The sequence below is a fragment of the Streptomyces sp. NPDC028305 genome, from assembly GCF_055569495.1.
The window spans coordinates 660,844-679,018 of the sequence record NZ_JBVHTN010000003.1 but is presented as its reverse complement, the minus strand read 5'-3'; the positions used below and the strand labels follow the sequence as shown (position 1 = coordinate 679,018).

Here is an 18,175-nt window from a genome sequence, read left to right as displayed (position 1 = left end):
CTCCGATGCTTCGGTGCGTGCTCCCCAGTAGTTGACATACCAACCAATTGCTGATCGGATGCAGGAGAGTCGAAAGGGAGAGACGTATGACCGATTCCCCCACATCGGCTGGCGTCGCCGTCGTCACCGGTGGGTTCCGGGCGCTCAGGCGGCATTCTTGTACCAAAAGCGAAATCAGCCTTTGAAGTGAAGCAATGTCGGGTGCATTCGACTGGGCTGGGGTGCCACGTCCCAGACCGCGACCCCGGACGCGGTGCGGTCGGGGCCGGTGGATGACGCGGCCGCCATCACAGCCAGCCGGCTGCGAGGTGTCGTTCCGGCTCTGCGGAGCGGTTCAGGCGGTGAGGCCACGCTCCATGCGAGGGTCACCGATCGACAGCAGTTCACAAGTTGGAAGATACGGAAGTACCTACGCCCATGTCTGTCGACTCCCACGGAAACGTGTTGGCCGCGCTGCGGAGAAAATCCTTCACCGGGCGCGTCGCCGAACTGCGACTGCTGCGGGAGCTGATGCGTGACGAGGCCCGGGGCTGCTTCGTGGTGTGGCTACACGGCATGGGGGGTGTCGGCAAGAGCACCCTGCTGCTGCGGTTCGCAGACGAGGCGCAGACGCAGGGCGCTGTCGTACGCACGATCGACATGCGCTGTACGCAGGCGACACCGGATGCCTTCTGGGCCGCGCTGGAGGCACAGGGACCGCTGGAAGAGGCGCAGTTGCTGCTGATCGATTCCGCGGAGTCGCTGGGTCCGCTGGAGTGGTGGCTGCGCGACCAGTTCCTGCCCCGTATGCCCACGCACCTGCTCGTCGTGGTGGGCTCGCGTCGGCCCCCGGAGACCGAGTGGCGCACCGACCCGCAGTGGTGGCACGCGCTGTGCAGCGTGCGGCTGTCGGGCATGGACGAAGCCGAGGCGTTCCTGCTCCTGCGCAACCGGGATGTGCCGGAGACCTCGGCGGCCGACATCGTACGGGCCTCGCATGGACTCCCACTCGCTCTGGCGCTCTTCGCCGACGCCAGTGAGGCATCCGCGGGGACAGCCGGGCCGAGCGGCGGGCGGGAGTTGTACGACTCGCCCGACCTGGCACGGGAGCTGCTGAGGCTGCTGCTGCGGGAGACCCCGGCACCGGCCAGGACCGACGCGCTCCAGGTACTGGCGCTGGCCCGGGTCACCACCGAGGAACTGGTGCGGCGCACCCTGGATGTGCCGGCGGCCGAGGCCCAGGTACTGTTCGCCTGGCTGCAGGGGCTGTCGTTCGTGGATAGCACAGCCGCCGGTCTCATACCGCATGAGTTGGTGCGAGAAGCACTGCTGGTCGATCTGCGCTGGCGCGATCCGGAGAAGTACGAGCGCCTCTTCCGCCGGCTGCACGCGCACCTGGCCGAACGGCTGACCCAGCGTACGGGTGGCCGTTGGGCGTTCGGTGCCGGTCTTGCCCACCTCGGGAGGGCGAGTTCCGTCGTCCGCGAGGCGGCGGACTGGAACGGCGCGGACCGTTTCCAGCTGCGGTCCGCACGCCCGAAGGACCTGCACCCGGTGCTGGCCGCCATAGAGGAGGAGCACGGTGTCGCGGCCGGCCGTCTCGCCCGGCAGTGGTGGGATCGACAGCCCTCGGCGTTCATCGTCGCTGAGGACGACCGTGGTGGCGTCGTTGGCACAGTCGTGGCGCCCTGTCTGGAACGGGGCGTCACGAACCTGCCCGACGATCCGGTCGCGCACGCCGCGCTCGAACACGTGACTGGCCGGTCGTCGCCGCTGCGACGCACCGGGCGACTGCTGCTGGGGCGTTGGAGCACCGGCAGTGCGGTGGCGGCGTGCTTCGTGCTCACCACCCTGTGGGCGACCACGCCAGGTCTCGCGGTGAGCTGGACCTGCGCGGCACGGGAGCAGGAGGAGCTGTCGCGGCTGCTCGGCCTGTACGACCAGCGGCCCGGGGAGACGGTCACCCGCGCGGACGGTGAACCGATCTTCTCGTTCGTGCGGGACTGGCGCAGCATGCCGTTCGCCCGCTGGGCAGAGGCACTGAGCACCCGGCTGCTGGCCGACGATCCCGCGGCGGCCCCGGCTCCGGCCGCCGAGCCGGTGACACCCGCTATGCCGTGGTCGGAGTTCGTGGGTGCCGTCAAATACGCCTACCAAAAGCTCTCGGAGCCGGAGCAGCTGGCGCGCAGCGCGCTTCTGCGCACCCGGCTCGTGGCGTCCGACGCCGGCCCCGCCGAGCTGCGCCAGGTACTCACGGAGACCGTTTCGCAGTTACGGGCGCAGCCCGGCCGGCGGCAGTTGGCCGACATCCTGGAGATCACCTATCTGAGCGGGCCGCGCAGCCAGCAGGCCGCGGCCAACCGGGCGGCGCTGTCCTTCAGCACCTACCGACGTCGGCTGTCCGCCTCGCTGGTGACGGCGGCGGAACTGCTGCGGGAGCGCGAGCTGTACGGTCCGGTGCCGTGATGAGTCGGATCGCGCCCGGTCCGCCCGCCCCGTGCTCCGGCGGCGGTCTTCGCGTCCTGGGACCGGCCTCGCGCGCCCCCCCCGGGGCGCCCGGCTGCCCGGACCGGGATCCGAGGGCCACGTCCGGGCGGGAACGGAGCGGTCAGGACGGACGCTTCGGCACACCCACTGTTGAAGCCTCTGCGAGTTGGGAACGGCATTGAGTGAAATCGACCAAGACGAAACGAAACGGCGGCAACGGGCGCGGTTCGTCGACGCGCTGACGACCAGTACCCAGCAGCGGGGGGAGCGCCCCCGAATGGGGACCCGGGTCGCCGGCGCGGTGGCCGTGCTGGCGCTCGCCGCGGGCGCCACCCTGGGGGTGGGCGCGTGGCGCAGTTACCAGGCCGACGAGGAGGCGCAGAAGGCGGAGCTGGCGGCCGAGCAGGCCGCGGCGCACAAGAAGCTCACCAGATCCCCGTCACCGTCTTCCGAACCGAAGATGACGAAGAAGGAGACGAAGAAGGAGACGAAGAAGGAGCCCGGCACGACCGTCGAGCGGCAGGTGCCCGACCCCGTCGTCACCCCGTCGGCCTCCCCGACGAAGAAGCACCCTGAGACGCGGACGGAGGACGTGGCCAAGGCCGAGCTGCAGAAGCTGACGGCCGTCCCTCGTACGCTGCTGCTGAAGAACGTGTTCACCGGGCTGTGCGCCGATATCCCATTCTACACAGCGGGCAAGAAGGGTGAGCACGTCAACCAGTACTACTGCGACGGCACCGACAAGGACAACCAGCTGTGGAGGATGACGTCCCCTCGTCCCGACGCGGGCCCTGGCGGCACTGATCTCGTGCAGTTCGCCAACCTCAAGGACGGTCTGTGCATCGACCTGCTGACCCGCGGGGGACAGCCTGCGGGGACCGGGCTCCAGGAGTCAGATTGCACCGGAACCATGGGTGACAACCAGCTGTGGTGGTTCGAACCGGCCGGGGACGGCAGCGTCAGGATCCGCAATTATGCCAGCAACCACCTGTGCCTCAAGGTCAATGGCCTGGGCGCCGAGATGAAGGAGCCGGACCAGCGGCTGGTGATCGGCTCGTGCGATTCGCGGGATGACAGCCGCTGGCGGCTGATCGAATGACCCCGGCCGGCTGACACGGTCCGGGTGACCCCTCCAAGGCCCGGCGGGAGCCGGCGCCCCCAGGCGGTCGTCGCAACACGCGGTAGTACCGGTCAGGCCGCGGGCAATGTACGCAGGCGCTCGGCTGGGATTTCCAGCCGAGCGCCCGGCGTGGTCCGCCGGTGCCTTCGGCGGCGACGGTTCCCAGGTCCCTTTGGGACGGCACCCGTCGGGCCGGATGGGGCCTTGCCCGCCGACGCGCCTCCCTCCCGGGCCGGCCCTTCAGGCGACCGGCTCCGACGACCTGCGCCGAGAACTTCGTGTCGTCGAAGCCGTGAAGCGCCTCAGCCGGCGCACCATAGAAGATCTGGACGTGACGTAACTGACCGATTCAGGCCGATGAGTTCAACTCGCTACAGTCAAGCACAGAAAATCGCTCACCTGCTGAAGTGGGCCGCCGGATGGCAAGGAAACCGGAGAGGGGAAAGCGCGTGGTCCTACTCCCTCCGGCTGGGAGGTTCACATGCTCTGCTCAACGGGTGGATGAATAATGTCAAGTTGACGTCCACCCTCACCCAGGAAGAACGGGACCTCATCCATATGGCTCGCAAGGCGTCGAAGCGCAGCAGGGCGAGAAGAGGATTCAAAGAGGGCAAGCAGATGGAACGGACTCGCTAGCGCTCATCTGAAGCCGTCATGTCATGACCAGAGTGTCCATGAACGACAGGATATGCGGGTTCGCTTTGCTGTGTGGCCCGGTAAATGGAGTGACCTCACCCGTTCGACAGAGGGCTGGGAATATTGCCGCCGGTACTGTGCCGCCGCAGGCGGCCTCGGCGGTGCGCATCCTGTCTGCTACGTCAGTTGAGCTCTGGGCCTCACGCACGTCAGATTTTCATGTATGTCCGTGAATCTCAGTAAAGCCACGGCACTGATCACCGGAGCCAATCGTGGCATCGGCCGCCATCTCGCGGCCCAGCTCGTCACTCGGGGCGCGAAGGTCTATGCGACCGCGCGTCGGCCGGAATCCATCAACATTTACGGTGTTGAGGTCTTACCTCTCGACATCACCGACCCTGACGCCATAGCAGACGCCGCTAAAAAGGCTGACGATGTCAATCTGCTCGTCAACAATGCCGGCATCGGGGGTGCGGCCCTGCTCGGAGACATCGACGATGTCCGTGTCGCCATGGACGTGAACTTCTGGGGCACCCTGTCCATGGTCCGGGCCTTCGCCCCGGTCCTGGCGAGGAACGGCGGAGGCGCCATCTTGAACATAGCCTGTTCGGCGTCCTGGTTCGTCTTCCCCGGCGGCAGCGCCCAGGGGCCCTCCAAGGCCGCGGTCCGGAGCATAAGCGATGAGCTGCGCCGGGAACTGGCCGGCCAGCGGACCCTTGTCACCTCGGTACACCTGGGAGCGGCCGACACCGCGACGACAAACGGCTCGCACGTCCCCGGGACGGCCCCACGCCGATGTCGCGCACGCCGCGCTTGACGGGATCGAGGCCGACGCGTTCGAGGTGGTCATCGACGAGTTCACCGTCATGGCCAAGGCTTCGCTGCGCAGGAGTTCGAGCTGGTCCGAGAATGACGCTTGAACGGGGCCAGGGCGGTTGGGTTCAGGTCATCCAGGGGCCGCGTCCGTGCGTCGCCGCCAGCCTCCTCTTTCGACCAGCCCTTGAGCACTCGTGTGCGCACCAACTCGTGCGTGACCGCCGCACACAGGGACTGCACGAGCACATCCACGAGGTCGGGCTCGAACTCCGTGCGAAGGCGCGGGGCCCGGCAAACTGGGCACGTCCCAGCTGTTGTGTTCAGAAGATGCCCAGGTGCTGCTCACTCGGTCCGGTCATCGTCACGGAGATGTTTGACTACCCGGACAACGGTCGAGAAGGGCGGAATCCACTCATGGCTGTCGAGCCTTCCGTAAGCGTCGGTGGTGTGACGTACCGGGTGACACCGGAGTACCTGGCTGATGCCTCCACCAATACGGCTACCACGGCGACGGAGATCGCCGGACAATTGGCTGATCTGAAGCTCTATGTGACCAGCCTTGAGCAGAGCTGGCAGGGTATAGCCCACTCCGAGTTCCAGAACTTGATGGCAAAGTACGACGTTTACGCCCGCATGCTCAACGACGCCCTGGACGGAATCTCCAAGGGACTTCAGGGCAACTACGTGAACTACAAGGACACCGAGCAGCAGAACCTGAACAACCTCACCCAGCTGGGCGAAGACGTTCCGAAGCCTCCGACCGGCACGAACTTCAACTGATCCGCACGCTGATCCATCCGCGTATCCAGCCGATTCATCCGCGCGTTCATCCGCAGGACCGGGCGCGTTCGAGGAGCGATTCATGGCCAACATCGACGGCACGCCGATCTACGTAGGCGAAGGGCTTGAGGCCGCGGGCAGCACCATCAACGCCAGAGCCGGAGAGATCACCACAGAACTCCAGCTGCTGAAAAACAAGTTGTCGCCGCTGGTCGACGCGTGGCGGGAGAGTGAGGCCGCCACCTACTACCAGGACATGCAGAACGAATGGGACCTGGCGGCCAACGGCCTATTCGGGGAGGACGGCGTGCTGGGCCGCATTGCCCAGGCCATGAATGTCAACTGGAACAACTACAGTGACGCCGAGTGGGCGAACGTGTCCACCTGGCGGCAGTGAAGCACCGCATTTCATTTCTCACCCCCTTCTCTTTGCGGCTCCGCTGTCCGAACACCGAAGGAAACGTCCATGCCCGATGAACGCTGCCGGGTCACCGTGGTCGGCGAACGCAGGCAGGTCGACCTGGCGCTCCCAGTCCGGGTCCCGATCGCCGAATACGTGCCGCGACTCGCCACCCTGTGCGGCCAGCCCGAGTCCGAGGGCATGCCCCCGGTCTGGACACTCACGCTCTCGGGAGGTTCTCCGATGGCCCCCGGCGACACGCTGTCGGAGGCAGGCATCGTGGACGGTGCCACCTTGTACCTGCACGACCAGCGGGCCGCAGAGCTGAGCGAGCTGACCGTCACCGACCTGGACGAACAGATCGCGAACGCCCGTGAGGACGACGGCCTGTGGAGCGCCCGCCGGCGTGCCCAGAGCGTTCTCGGCGCCGGTCTGGTGGTCATGGTGATATCGGCCACATGGCTCGGCGCGCATCGGATCGCGGGCGTGACCGTGCTGTTCTTCGCTCTGGCCGCGCTGTGCTCGGCGCTGCTCGCCTGGTACTCCGAGCGCAAGAACTGGCCGCTGCCGCGTTCGGTGCGCCAGCTGTTCGCGCTGGCCGCCTGCCCGCTGCTGGCCTGTGCCGGCCTGGGAGCGCCGGTCCATGGCCCGGTGGCCACTTCGGTCCTGGTGATGGGCGCCGCGGTGATCGGCGCGCTCGCCGGAGTGGTCGCCTTCCTGGTTCCTGCCACGGTGGTACTCCTGACTCTGACACTGGTGACCGCGTTGTTCGTGGTGCCGCTGGCCGTGTTGGACGCGAATCTGATCAGCTCGGCGGCGGTGGTGGCCCTGGTGCTGTTCGTGCTGACAGGGCTGCTGCCCCGGATCACCAGCCAGATCGCGGTGCTCGTGCCCGACGGTCCGGACACCGGCGCCCCCGCCCTGGGCAGCGAGGACGTCGCCGCTGTCGTCCGCCGGGGCAATGGGCTGCTCACCTTCCTCAGCATCGTCACCGCGACCGTCCTCACGGCCGCCCTGCTCACCCTGACCACCTCGCGGGACGTGTACGCCCTCTTCCTGGTGGCCTGCGTCAGCGTCGGGCTGCTGCTCCAGGCCGGCTCGGTGCGCGTGCTGTCCGGCGTGATCCCGCAGCTGTCCGCCGGAGTTCTGGGGCTGCTCGCGCTGGCCGTACGGGTGCCCGAGTACCTCTTCGACTCGCGCACCGCGGGCCCACTGGCCGGCTTCGCGGCGGGCGTCGTCCTGGTCGCCTGCGGGCTGTTTCTCGCCTTCGGCGCGGCCCTTCGTCCCATCGAGCCGGAGCGGCCCAGCTGGCCCGGGGCCGTCGTCACCGCTCTCGCCGTCGTCGCCTTGCCGCTGACCGCCGGTGTCTTCGGCCTCTTCGGCTGGCTGGCCAACCTCGGCGGCGACCTGTGATCGAGTGGCGGACCGGTCGAGAATGCGTGAGGTGAAGTCGGTCGCACAGCGTGTGGCACCGGGCAGTTGGGGCGCGCACCGCTCCATCGGTGCGGCCGTCAGGGGCGCCAAGCCCGGCGGGGTGATCACCGTGCAGGCCGGTACGTACACCGAGAGCCTGGTGCTGGAGAAAGACATCGTCCTGGTCGCCAAGGGCACCGTACGGCTGGTCGCGCCGCGCGGCCCGGCCGTCACCGTGCACGCGGGCCGCGCCGAGCTGCGCGGATTCACCCTCGTCTCCCCCGCGCCCCGGGACGCCGCGGTGCTGCTGCGCGGCGGTGAACCGGTGCTGCGGGACTGCGAGATCACCGGCGGTCGCGTCGAGGTCGCCGCCGCGGCGGCTCCGTTGCTGAGCGGCTGTTCGGTGCGGCAGGCCGAGGGCATGGCGGTGCGTCTGACGGGCACCAGCCGCACCACGCTGGAGGCCCTGACGGTCGGCGGCTGCTCCGGGGACGGAGTGGTTGTTGAGGACGAGGCGGCCCTCGAACTGACCGACGCGCTCGTGGACGGCGTCGCCGGACGCGGCATCGTGGTGGCCGCGGGGGCGCACGCGGCTCTGACCCGCTGCGAGATACGCGGCAGCGGCGCCGCCGCCGTCCTCGTGGACGGACACGCCTCCGCGGCGCTGCGCGAGTGCCGCCTGTACGAGGCGAGCGGTCAGGGGGTCTGGGTACGCGGCACGGCGGGCCGCTCCCCGGGCCCGCAGGGCCGGCGGCCGTGGGACGTTGGTCCCTCCGGCGAGGACCGGATCCCGGTGGCAGCCTCCTCCTCGGCCGATGCCGCAGGCCGCTCCGCCGACCGAACCCAGGGCGTACTGCTGCGCGACTGTGAGATCTTCCGTACCGGGCGCTCCGGTGTACTCGCGGAGGACGCAAGCGCGATCGTGCTGGACCGCTGCCACGTGCACCGCACCACCGGTGCCGCGGTGCTGGTCACGGGAGAGGCCGTCGCGGAACTGGTCTCCGTCCGGGCCGTGGACTGCGTGGACACCGCGCTGGTCGTCAGCGCGACCGGGAACGCCACCGCGCGCGACTCCACCTTCGCCCGCACCGGTGCCAACGGGCTGTACGCGACCGGCGAGGCCGAGGTCTCACTGACCGGATGCACCGTGCGGGAGACCGCCTACACGGCCGTGCATCTGGGCGGCTCGGCGCGGGTGAACGCACGGGACTGCGCGATCGGTGGCACCCCCGAGTACGGTGCGCGTGTCACCGAACGGGCCGAACTCCTGGCGGAGCGGTGCGAGGTGACCGACGTCGAGCTGACGGGGCTGTGCGTGGAGGGCGGCGACGCGGCCCTGCGCGACTGCCGGATAGAAGGCGAACGCGACGGCGTACGCCTGATCACCACCCACCGGCCGCTGCTGGCGGACTGCGTCGTCACCTCCATCGGTGAGACCGGTGTCCGGGTCGGCCGGGACACGGGCGCCCGGCTGGAGAACGTGACGATCACCGGTGCCACCACAGGTCTGCTCCTGGAGGAGGACAGCGCCGTCCTCGTGGAGGGCGGCGCGGTACGCGAGTCCCGGGGCAGCGGTGTCGTCGTGTACGCGGGGGCCCGTCCCACGGTCCATGGCCTCACCGTGGCGTCCGCTGCGAAGAACGCGCTGTACGTCGGGGACGGCGGCGAAGGCCGCTACGACGACTGTCACTTCACCAAGAGCCGCTTCCCCGCCGTCTACGCCGGTGCCCGCTCCCGGATCGTGCTGCGCCGCTGCGCCGTGGACGGCACCGAGACGGACCTGCTGCGGGACGAGGAGGCCGAGGTGTACGCGCAGGACTGTCATGTCGAGGATGTGGCCGATCCGGTGCTGCCGACCTTGCCGCCCCCGCCGGCGAAGCAGGGGAGCACCCCGGTGCCCGGCGTCCGCAGGGCGGTGGGCACCAGCGGCACCGCGGGCGCGGGCGAGCAGGACCCCGAGGCTGGTGAGGCGGTCGCGGCGAAGCTCGATGACCTCCGCGCGGAGCTCGACCGGCTGGTCGGCCTGGAAGGTGTCAAACGCGATGTGGTCACGCTCACGAAGCTGATGCAGATGGTCAAGGTCCGCCAGGACGCCGGGCTGGCCCCGCCGCCGCTGAGCAGGCACCTGGTCTTCGCGGGGAATCCCGGCACCGGCAAGACCACCGTGGCCCGCCTCTACGGCGGCCTCCTCGCGGCGCTCGGTCTGCTCAGCCGCGGTCACCTGGTCGAGGCCGACCGGGGAGACCTGGTCGGGGAGTACGTCGGGCACACCGCGCCCAAGACGACCGCCGTCTTCCGGCGCGCCCTGGGCGGGGTGCTCTTCATCGATGAGGCGTACTCCCTGGTGCCCCAGGGCCAGTTCACCGACTTCGGCTCGGAGGCCGTCTCGACGCTGGTGAAACTGATGGAGGACCACCGCGACGAGGTGGTCGTCATCGTCGCCGGATACCCGAACGAGATGAACCGGCTGCTGGAGTCCAACGCCGGCCTGGCCTCACGCTTCACCCGCACCCTGTACTTCGACGACTACTCCTCGTCCGAGCTGGTGCGCATCGTCGAGCACCAGGCCGACAGCCACCAGTACACCTTCGCGCCGCAGACCACCGCCGCGCTGCACGACTACTTCGAGATGCTGCCGCGCGGCGAACAGTTCGGCAACGGACGCAGCGCCCGGCAGGTCTTCCAGCGGATGACCGAGAGGCACGCGCAGCGCGTGGCCGAACTCGGTCTGAGCGCCGTCGATCTCGCATCGGCCGACGAGGAACTGCTCACCACTCTCCTGCCCGTGGACCTCCCCCCGGAAGAGGTTCTCTGAGCAGGACGGAGCGGCAGGACGCCAGAGGACTTCGGACCGGGTGAAAGACAGGTGTCTCCCAGATGGCAGAACAAAGCACGCAGGACTGGCTCGCGAACCTCGCGGCGCTGAAGGAGGCGATCGGCGCTGTGGGGCGGGAGTCGACGGAGATCACGACCGGCATGGCGTCGATCGCCGCCAAGATGAACGACATCGGCACCTCATGGAACAGTCCGTCCTACGCCACGTTCGACGACATCAAGTCGTGGTTCCTGACTTGCCAGCACGACCTGGAAGCACTGATGGAGGACATCCTCCGCCGGATGAACACCACGTACTCGAATTACCACAACGCGGAGGGCACGAACTACGACAACGTCACCGACGGGCCGTCGGATGGCTGAGCGGCGCCGCGGTGCGCCCGGGACGCCGCGCGCCGTCCAGCATGCGGCGTGCCGGCGCGGCCCGGCGCACGACCGCCCCGCTCCGCACCTGCGGAACGGGGCGGCGCGGCCCGCCGGTTCAGGCCTTTGGCGGAGGAGCGGGAAAGCGGGATTTGCGGTCGGCCTCTGCGTAGACCTGTCCGGAGTGGTTGAGCAGCGCGATGTACTCGCCCAGTTTCTCGATCGTGGAGCCGACTTCGAGCAGCGCGCGCTCCATGGCCGGGTTCATCTCGGCGGCGAACGTCTCGCCGGTTTCGGCGAACGGGTTGTCAACGGACTCGCCCTGCTGCGGGTCGTACGACATCGAATTACTGTTGTCTCCCCCTCTCTCATACGTGTCCTTGGCGCCCTGTCCGAAGACGGTGTCCTTGACGGCTGCGACCAGGGCGCGGACCTCCTCATACTTGTCCACCGCGCCGCGTGCCTCGGTGAGCATCGACTTCTCCGCGGTGCGCAGCGCGCCGAGGTCGACCCTCAGATCCCCGGAGGGTTCGGTGATCTCCTCCGACTGGGGTCCGTCCCCGCCCCCCGACAGGTCCTTCGGGTCGATGTTGAAGGAGGGCGGCACGTCCCAGACGACCTCTGGGTCCGGTACCAGGTAGCTGAGGTCCTTGCCGTTGTCCTCCGAGGGATCGGCGGCTCCGTCGCCGTCATCGTCCACCATCTCCGGCTCGGGAAGCGGTGTTTCGTCGTACTTCGAGTCGATCGGTTCGGTCACGGTGTCTCCTTCGTCTCTGACGCGTCGACTTCCCGGCCCGGTGTGCGGGCGACGCGGCATGCCGGGCGGCCTGCGGGGCGACGGCCCCGAAGAACCACCGCCAGGCTAACCGTTTATGTGATGAATTATCGGTGTTTCTCACGCCCTTGAGGGAATCACCTCATACATCCCAGATCATCCGGATCATCACCCGAGGAAGGTGAGCCATGGCTGACAGCGAAGCCGCCAACTACGACATCTCCGTCATCGATGTGTCCCCGGCCGGCCTGAACGTCACGTCCAAGTCACTGGTCGAACTCTCCAACTCCGTCGCCGAGCGCATCGGCACCATTCACACCACACTGAACGGGCTGCGCGTGGCGTGGCAGGGCCAGGCCGCCTCGGACGCCGAGAAGGTGCAGAACGAGTGGACGCGGGTCATGACCGAGCTGTTCGGCACCGAGGAGGACCCGTCCCTGGGGGTCCTGCCCGCGCTGGCGGACGGAGTCGGCATGGCCTGGGGCAACTTCAGCGTGGCCGAGCAGGGCGTCACCAAGATCTTCACCGAGTTCATCACCAACCTGACCGCGACGGGCAGCGGTGATCCCGGGGAGGTCACCGACACCAACCGGACAGCGGTCACCATGACCTTCCCCTACTGAGTACCGCCTTCTCCCACTCCCCGTGTCCCCCACCCCGACAGGCAGCTAGGCAGCCACCGTGAGTCGAACCCCGTTCCACCGCCCCGTCCGAATGACGCCCCCACCGATGCCGGAGGGCATGACGAAACTGGCCTCCCCGCCCCAGCGGCCCCAGCCGCAGGGCGCGGCCGGCTGGCTGATGCTGCTCCTGCCGCTGCTGTCCAGCGTGAGCATGGCCGCGTACATGGTGGCCTACGGCAAGGCATGGATGATCCTTCTGGGGTTCGCCTTCGTCGTGGTGTCCGTGGGCATCACCATCGGTGTGCGGATGCAGCTGCGGAGCAGTCGGCGCCGCAACCAGTTCCGGCAGCGGGAGCGGTACCTGGAGTACCTGGCCGGTGTACGCAAGCGGGCTCAGCTGAGCAGGGTCGGCCAGCAGGCCGCCGACGCCTGGCGGCATCCGCACCCCGAGCGGCTGTGGGCGATAGCCACCCAGCGGCGCCGGGTGTGGGAACGCCGCCCCGGTGACACCGACTTCCTCCAGCTGCGGCTCGGCACCGGCACGGTGCCGCTGGCCGACGCGCTGCGCCTCCCGGAGCAGAGTGATCCGACCATCGAGGTCGACATCCAGTGCCAGCACGCCGCCGCCGAACTCGTCGAGGCGCACAGCACGGTGGACGACCAGGCCGCCTGGCTGGACCTGCGGGCGTCCGGCGTGGTCAGTCTGCTGGGGCCGCGACCGCGCACCCGTGAGCTGGCCCAGACCCTGCTGCTCCAGCTCTCCGTGCTGCACGCCCCCGACGACGTGCGGGTCGCGGTCGTCACCGGAGGCAACTCCGCCTGGGACTGGGCGAAATGGCTGCCGCACACCCAGGACCCCGACCCGCGGGCACAGAGCCGCGAGCAGGAGGTCGTCCCCCTGCTCGCCGACGACTTCGCCGGACTCCACGATCAACTGCGGGCCGCCCTCGACGAAGCGGTCGCGGCCCGCGCCGAACGCAACGGACGTCTCATCGCCCAGCGTGACAGCGGCCCGCGCCGCCACCTGGTCGTCTTCCTGGACGACTACGAACCCGGGGCCTCCTGGGCCCGTTCCGCACTCCTGGCCGACCTGTTCACCCAGGCGGGACCCGACCTGGGGGTGCACGTGGTGTGCCTCGTGGAGGAGGAGGGCTCCGAACCGGGCCGGGTCGACGTACGCGCCCGTACGGACGCACGCGGTGGACTCGTCCTCGAGGGACGCATGCCGGGCTTGTACGCAGCGATCGAGAGGGGTGCCGTCGACGAGCCGGCGCCCGCCGTCCTGGCGGCCACCGCGCGTGCGCTGGCCCCGCTGAGGCTGTCCGGCGAACGCGAACAGGTCCTCGCCGAGGACGTCTCCCTCTCGGGGATGCTCGGCTTCGCTGACATGGCGGCCTTCGACCCGGCCGCCGGGCGGCGCAGCCCCGACGCGAAGGACCTTCTCAGCGTCCCCATCGGGGTGACCGGCACCGGCGAACCGCTGCGCCTCGACCTCAAGGAGTCGGCGCAGGGCGGCATCGGCCCGCACGGGCTGGTCGTCGGCGCCACCGGGTCCGGCAAGAGCGAGCTGCTGCGCACCCTCGTCACCGGTATGGCCATGGTGCACGCGCCGGAGCACCTGGCCTTCGTCCTCGTCGACTTCAAGGGCGGCGCCACCTTCGCGGGCGTCACCGAACTGCCGCACGTGTCCGGCCTGATCACCAACCTCGCCGACGACCTCGCACTGGTCGACCGGATGCGCAAGGCCCTGCAGGGCGAACAGCAGCGCCGGCAGCGCATGCTGCGGGAGGCCGGGAACGTCGACTCCGTGCGCGAGTACCAGCTCCGTCAGGCCGCCGGCGGCACCGACGTCAACGGCAAACCGCTCGACCCCCTGCCCTACCTGTTCGTCATCGTCGATGAGTTCGGCGAGCTTCTCTCGCAACGGCCGGACTTCATCGACCTGTTCGTCCAGATCGGCCGGGTCGGGCGCTCGCTCGGCATGCACCTGCTGCTGGCCACCCAGCGCCTTGAGGAAGGCAGGCTGCGCGGCCTGGAGTCCCACCTGTCCTACCGGATCTGCCTGCGGACCTTCAGCGCCGCCGAGTCCCGTGCCGTCATCGGCACCGCCGACGCCTACGCGCTGCCCCCCATCCCGGGCTCCGCCTATCTGAAGGTCGACGAGTCGGTCTACGAGCGCTTCCGCGTCGCGCACGTGTCGGCGCCCTACCGCGAGCAGGACTCCGACGCCGCTGCCGTGGCCGCCGAACCGGTTCCCTTCGCCGTGCACGGAGACCTCGCCCCGCTCGCCCCCGAGGAGAGCGAGGCGACCCGCTCGGAGTGGACCCCGGACGGGGGCGCGACCGAGCTGCAGATCGCGGTCGAGCGACTGGTGAACAAGGACGTCCCGGGCCACCAGGTGTGGCTGCCCCCGCTGCCCGCGCACTTCGCCCTCAGCTCGCTGCTCGGTGAGCCGGAGGTCGACCCGGAGCTGGGCCTGCGCTGCTCCCTGTGGCCCTACGGGGGCCGGCTGGTGTTCCCGATCGGCGTGATCGACGTGCCCGTGCGCCAGGAACAGATCCCCCTCACGGCGGATCTGACGGGACGGCAAGGGCACATCGCGCTGGTGGGCGCCCCGCAGAGCGGCAAGTCGACCTTCCTGCGCACCGCGATGCTCAGCGCCATGCTCACCCACACCCCCGAAGAACTGCAGTTCTACGTCATCGACATGGGTGGCGGCTCGCTGCACGGACTGAGCGACGCACCCCATGTCGCCGGCATCGCGGGCCGCCGCGACGAGGAGCGGGTGCGCCGGGTGCTGGCCGAGGTCAGCCGACTGGTCACCGCGCGCGAGCGGATGTTCCGCGACCTGCGCATCCAGTCGGCGGCCGAACTGCGCACCCGCCGCGCCGAGGGCGACCTGCCCGAGGGCGTGCGGGCCGCGGACATCGTGCTGGTCGTCGACAACTGGGCCGCTCTGCACACCTCCGACGACAACGCCGTCACCACCCTCACCGACATCGCCGCCCGCGGCCTCGGCGTCGGAGTCCACCTGTGGCTGACCGCCAACCGGTGGGCGGAGATCCGCGTCGGCCTGCGCGACAACATTCCGGGCCGTCTCGAACTGCGGCTCAACGACCCCTCCGAGTCCGAGATCAGCCGCCCCGCCGCCCGTGCCCTGGGCCAGAGCGTTCCGGGCAGGGGACTGGCCTCACCCGGACTCACCCACCACATCGCGCTGCCCCGGCTGGACGGCGTGGACGGCATGGACGGGATCGCCGACGGCGAGCGCCGGCTGGTGTCCAGGATCGCGGAGAGCTGGCAGCGGGCCGCGGCCCCGGCGCTGCGCGTACTGCCCGACCGGATCACCGTCCGCGAGTTGTCGGCGGCCGCGGCGCCGACGCCCGCCGAACGCTGGGAGGGCCACGGCGCCGCCCTCGGCGAACGCGAGGTACCCGTCGCGCTGCGCGAGTCCGACCTGGCTCCCGTCGGACTCGATCTGACCTCGAGCGACCCGCACTTCGTGGTCTTCGGCGACTCGGGATCCGGCAAGACCGCGTTCCTGCGTGCCTGGATGCGCGGTCTGGCCGCCCGCCACACCGCTCACGAGCTACGGTTCATGATCGTCGACTACCGGCACAGCCTGCTGGGCGTGGTGGCCGACGAGTACATCGGTGCCCGCGGCGGCAACTCCGACTTGGTCGCCGGACAGGTCGGGGCCCTCGCCGAGACCCTGCGCTCCCGGATGCCTCCGGCCGACATCACTCCCACCCAGCTCGCCGAGCGCGGCTGGTGGGAGGGCCCCGAACTGTACGTCGTCGTGGACGACTACGACCTGGCGGCGGGCAGCATGGGACGCGGCCCGCTGGCTCCGCTGGCCGAGTTCATCCCGCAGGCGGACGAGCTGGGCTTCCATCTCGTACTGGCCCGCCGGGTCGGTGGCGCCGCCCGAGCCCTGCTGTCGGACCCGCTGCTGAGCAAGCTCAAGGAGATCGGCTCCGGTGGCCTGCTGCTGTCCGGCGACCACCGCGAAGGGGTCCTCATCAACGAGCAGCGCGCGTACCGCCGTCAGCCCGGCCGCGGGACGCTGGTCCGCCGGGGCCACGAGCCCATCCTCGTCCAGGTCGCCGTGGACGAGCGGGACGTGCCGGCCGAGGAGTCCGCAGCGCCGTCCGGCACCGGTGCCGGTGATCGGCGGGCCGGCGAACCCCGCGCCGAAGATCCGCCCACGACGCGAACACAGCCCGTGACCCGGACCTAGCCACCTGCACAGACCGCCCGGTGCGGCACCAGTCAGGCGACCGTCGAACACATCACGCCCAGGGAGGGCGGCCCCACCATGGAAGACGCGGATTCCGTACTCGGCGACATCAAGGTCGAGGAGATGTACGCCCTGGGCAACGCCTGGATCCAGCTCGGTGACGTTCTTCACGAGCGCCGAGTCGCCGTCAATGGCCACGTGGACGGGATCGGCATGACCGGGGCGGCGGGCGATGAGGCGCGCCGGGCGTGGGAGGAAGGGCTCGCCCTGACCTTCGACGCCGCCGCCGAGAAGGCGTGGACGATCGGGCAGACGATCAACCGCTACGCCGACGAGTTGTACAAGGCGGCCGAGGAGTACGCAGAGCAGCTCAACGCCGCCATGTGGGCGGATATCCTGGGCGTCATCTTCGGGCTCGTCCTCATCGGCCTCGGGCCGCTCCTCGCACGGGTGATGTCGCTCGTCGGTTCGCTGCTGGCCAGGCTCATCCCCATCGTGACCGCGATCGGGAGCCGGCTCGGCACCGTGGGGGGCGCGATCGCCGGTGCCGTCGGGGGCGCCGTTGTCGGTGCCGGGGTCGAGGTGGGCCTCGACCTCGGTCTCGGCGCGCTGGGCGCCGAGATCGCGGGTGCCGACTTCGAGGTGAACTGGACCGTGGCCATCAGTGCGATCGTCGGGGCGGGCTTCGGCGCGCACGGCGGCGGCTTGATGGGCTGGCATTACGGCGGTGCGGGGCGCTCCTTCGTCCCCAAGCCCACTCCTGGTGGCGACGCCCCGCCGGCGTCCGTGCCTCCCGGTGTCACCCCGTCCACCGTCAAACCCACGCCGGGTGGCGGCGATGGGACGGTTCCGCCTCTGTCCCGGACGCCTGACGGCGACCTCTCCCTGCCCACCCCTGACGGCCTGGGCAGGGGAGACGGATCGCTGGCTCCCCCTCCGTCCGGCGGCAGGGACGGCGTCTCCGTCAAGGACAGCCACCCCACCAACAGTGGTCCCGGAAACGGACGTTCGGGCGACCTCGGTATGCCCACCCAAGCGACGAAGACCGACGGCTCCTCCACGGCACCGCTCCCCACTCCGCTACCGGGCCGCGGGAACTCGCGGACGACGGAGACTCCCGGCTCGGCCCCCCAGCCGGGTCCGGCCGGACGCGACAGCGGCAGCACCCCTGCCCCCCAGCCGCCGGTCACCACGCGTCCCGTCGGCTCCGGGGACGGGGCCGGCCTCACCCCGCACGCCGGGAAGCGCCCCGATGGCCCCCCGGTCGCTCCGGACTCCCGGGTCACCCCGGACTCCCAGCCCGGTGGCACACCGCCCAGGAACCACGGTTCCGATTCGTCTGTCGCGTCCAGCATCCGGCCGCCGGGTAACCACCCCGGCAGCCCCAACCGGTATGACGACTCGGTTGATTATGTGGGTGGTCCGCAGAACAACCCGCATCGGACGCAGGGGAACAAGCCCGGCCCGACGGGGGACAAGCCGGGTCGGACGGGGGAGTCTTCCAGGTCTGGTGGTTCTGGTGGTTCGGATGCCATGGTGAATCCGGGTCAGCGGTTGGGGGATGGTCAGCGGGTCGGGCCGGTTCGGGGGCCGGGGGACAAGCCGGGTCCGGCGGGGGAGTCTTCCAGGTCTGGTGGTTCTGGTGGTTCGGATGCCATGGTGAATCCGGGTCAGCGGTTGGGGGATGGTCAGCGGGTCGGGCCGGTTC

11 protein-coding genes and 1 pseudogene are annotated in these 18,175 nt (G+C 69.7%); 11 read left to right on the top strand and 1 reads right to left on the bottom strand.

The annotated features are described in order from the left end of the window. Window positions 1–417 precede the first annotated feature (417 nt). From ACZ4WQ_RS14415 to ACZ4WQ_RS14380, 8 genes are all read left to right on the top strand, one after another. Window positions 418–2,445 carry an ATP-binding protein gene (locus ACZ4WQ_RS14415; RefSeq protein WP_311729908.1) on the top strand — a complete coding sequence of 676 codons (2,028 nt, stop codon included), beginning with the start codon at window positions 418–420 and terminating at the stop codon, window positions 2,443–2,445. A 298-nt stretch (window positions 2,446–2,743) separates the two neighbouring features. After that, a complete protein-coding gene (locus ACZ4WQ_RS14410) occupies window positions 2,744–3,565 on the top strand; it encodes an RICIN domain-containing protein (RefSeq protein ID WP_398372021.1) in 822 nt (273 codons plus the stop codon). A gap of 880 nt (window positions 3,566–4,445) precedes the next feature. Further along, a complete protein-coding gene (locus ACZ4WQ_RS14405; protein ID WP_311729910.1) occupies window positions 4,446–5,039 on the top strand; it encodes an SDR family NAD(P)-dependent oxidoreductase in 594 nt (197 codons plus the stop codon). Window positions 5,040–5,407: 368 nt separating this feature from the next. After that, the gene (locus tag ACZ4WQ_RS14400; RefSeq protein ID WP_311729911.1) at window positions 5,408–5,818 is read left to right on the top strand and encodes a WXG100 family type VII secretion target; all 411 of its coding nucleotides are present in this window, start codon (window positions 5,408–5,410) and stop codon (window positions 5,816–5,818) included. 82 nt (window positions 5,819–5,900) lie between these two features. Continuing rightward, window positions 5,901–6,215 (top strand): WXG100 family type VII secretion target, encoded by a 315-nt coding sequence (locus tag ACZ4WQ_RS14395; RefSeq protein ID WP_311729912.1) that lies wholly within the window; start codon window positions 5,901–5,903, stop codon window positions 6,213–6,215. A 69-nt stretch (window positions 6,216–6,284) separates the two neighbouring features. Further along, window positions 6,285–7,631: a type VII secretion integral membrane protein EccD gene (gene eccD, locus ACZ4WQ_RS14390; RefSeq protein ID WP_398372024.1), complete on the top strand. Its 1,347-nt coding sequence runs from the start codon at window positions 6,285–6,287 to the stop codon at window positions 7,629–7,631. A 22-nt stretch (window positions 7,632–7,653) separates the two neighbouring features. Then, the gene (locus ACZ4WQ_RS14385; protein WP_398372026.1) at window positions 7,654–10,446 is read left to right on the top strand and encodes a right-handed parallel beta-helix repeat-containing protein; all 2,793 of its coding nucleotides are present in this window, start codon (window positions 7,654–7,656) and stop codon (window positions 10,444–10,446) included. A 62-nt stretch (window positions 10,447–10,508) separates the two neighbouring features. After that, entirely contained in the window at window positions 10,509–10,829 is a 321-nt protein-coding gene (locus ACZ4WQ_RS14380) for a WXG100 family type VII secretion target (protein WP_311729915.1), read from the top strand. 118 nt (window positions 10,830–10,947) lie between these two features. Here the strand turns inward: ACZ4WQ_RS14380 and ACZ4WQ_RS14375 are convergent, their stop codons facing one another. After that, a complete protein-coding gene (locus tag ACZ4WQ_RS14375; RefSeq protein WP_398372028.1) occupies window positions 10,948–11,586 on the bottom strand; it encodes a hypothetical protein in 639 nt (212 codons plus the stop codon). Window positions 11,587–11,792: 206 nt separating this feature from the next. Here ACZ4WQ_RS14375 and ACZ4WQ_RS14370 point away from each other — a divergent pair, with 206 nt between their 5' ends. The 3 genes and pseudogenes from ACZ4WQ_RS14370 to ACZ4WQ_RS14360 form a co-directional block, all read left to right on the top strand. Next, window positions 11,793–12,227 (top strand): WXG100 family type VII secretion target, encoded by a 435-nt coding sequence (locus tag ACZ4WQ_RS14370; protein ID WP_398372030.1) that lies wholly within the window; start codon window positions 11,793–11,795, stop codon window positions 12,225–12,227. Between the two features lie 118 nt (window positions 12,228–12,345). After that, entirely contained in the window at window positions 12,346–16,467 is a 4,122-nt protein-coding gene (gene eccCa / locus ACZ4WQ_RS14365) for a type VII secretion protein EccCa (RefSeq protein ID WP_398372032.1), read from the top strand. A 78-nt stretch (window positions 16,468–16,545) separates the two neighbouring features. Beyond that, window positions 16,546–18,175: pseudogene (locus ACZ4WQ_RS14360) on the top strand (hypothetical protein); the annotation flags it as partial.

What these genes read in the sequence shown, in the direction of transcription:
- eccD (WP_398372024.1), top strand. Translation starts at nt 6,285, where the DNA reads ATGCCCGATGAACGCTGCCGGGTCACCGTGGTCGGCGAACGCAGGCAG.
- ACZ4WQ_RS14405 (WP_311729910.1), top strand. Translation starts at nt 4,446, where the DNA reads ATGTCCGTGAATCTCAGTAAAGCCACGGCACTGATCACCGGAGCCAAT.
- ACZ4WQ_RS14370 (WP_398372030.1), top strand. Translation starts at nt 11,793, where the DNA reads ATGGCTGACAGCGAAGCCGCCAACTACGACATCTCCGTCATCGATGTG.
- ACZ4WQ_RS14385 (WP_398372026.1), top strand. Translation starts at nt 7,654, where the DNA reads ATGCGTGAGGTGAAGTCGGTCGCACAGCGTGTGGCACCGGGCAGTTGG.
- ACZ4WQ_RS14410 (WP_398372021.1), top strand. Translation starts at nt 2,744, where the DNA reads ATGGGGACCCGGGTCGCCGGCGCGGTGGCCGTGCTGGCGCTCGCCGCG.
- ACZ4WQ_RS14415 (WP_311729908.1), top strand. Translation starts at nt 418, where the DNA reads ATGTCTGTCGACTCCCACGGAAACGTGTTGGCCGCGCTGCGGAGAAAA.
- ACZ4WQ_RS14395 (WP_311729912.1), top strand. Translation starts at nt 5,901, where the DNA reads ATGGCCAACATCGACGGCACGCCGATCTACGTAGGCGAAGGGCTTGAG.
- eccCa (WP_398372032.1), top strand. Translation starts at nt 12,346, where the DNA reads ATGACGAAACTGGCCTCCCCGCCCCAGCGGCCCCAGCCGCAGGGCGCG.
- ACZ4WQ_RS14380 (WP_311729915.1), top strand. Translation starts at nt 10,509, where the DNA reads ATGGCAGAACAAAGCACGCAGGACTGGCTCGCGAACCTCGCGGCGCTG.
- ACZ4WQ_RS14400 (WP_311729911.1), top strand. Translation starts at nt 5,408, where the DNA reads ATGTTTGACTACCCGGACAACGGTCGAGAAGGGCGGAATCCACTCATG.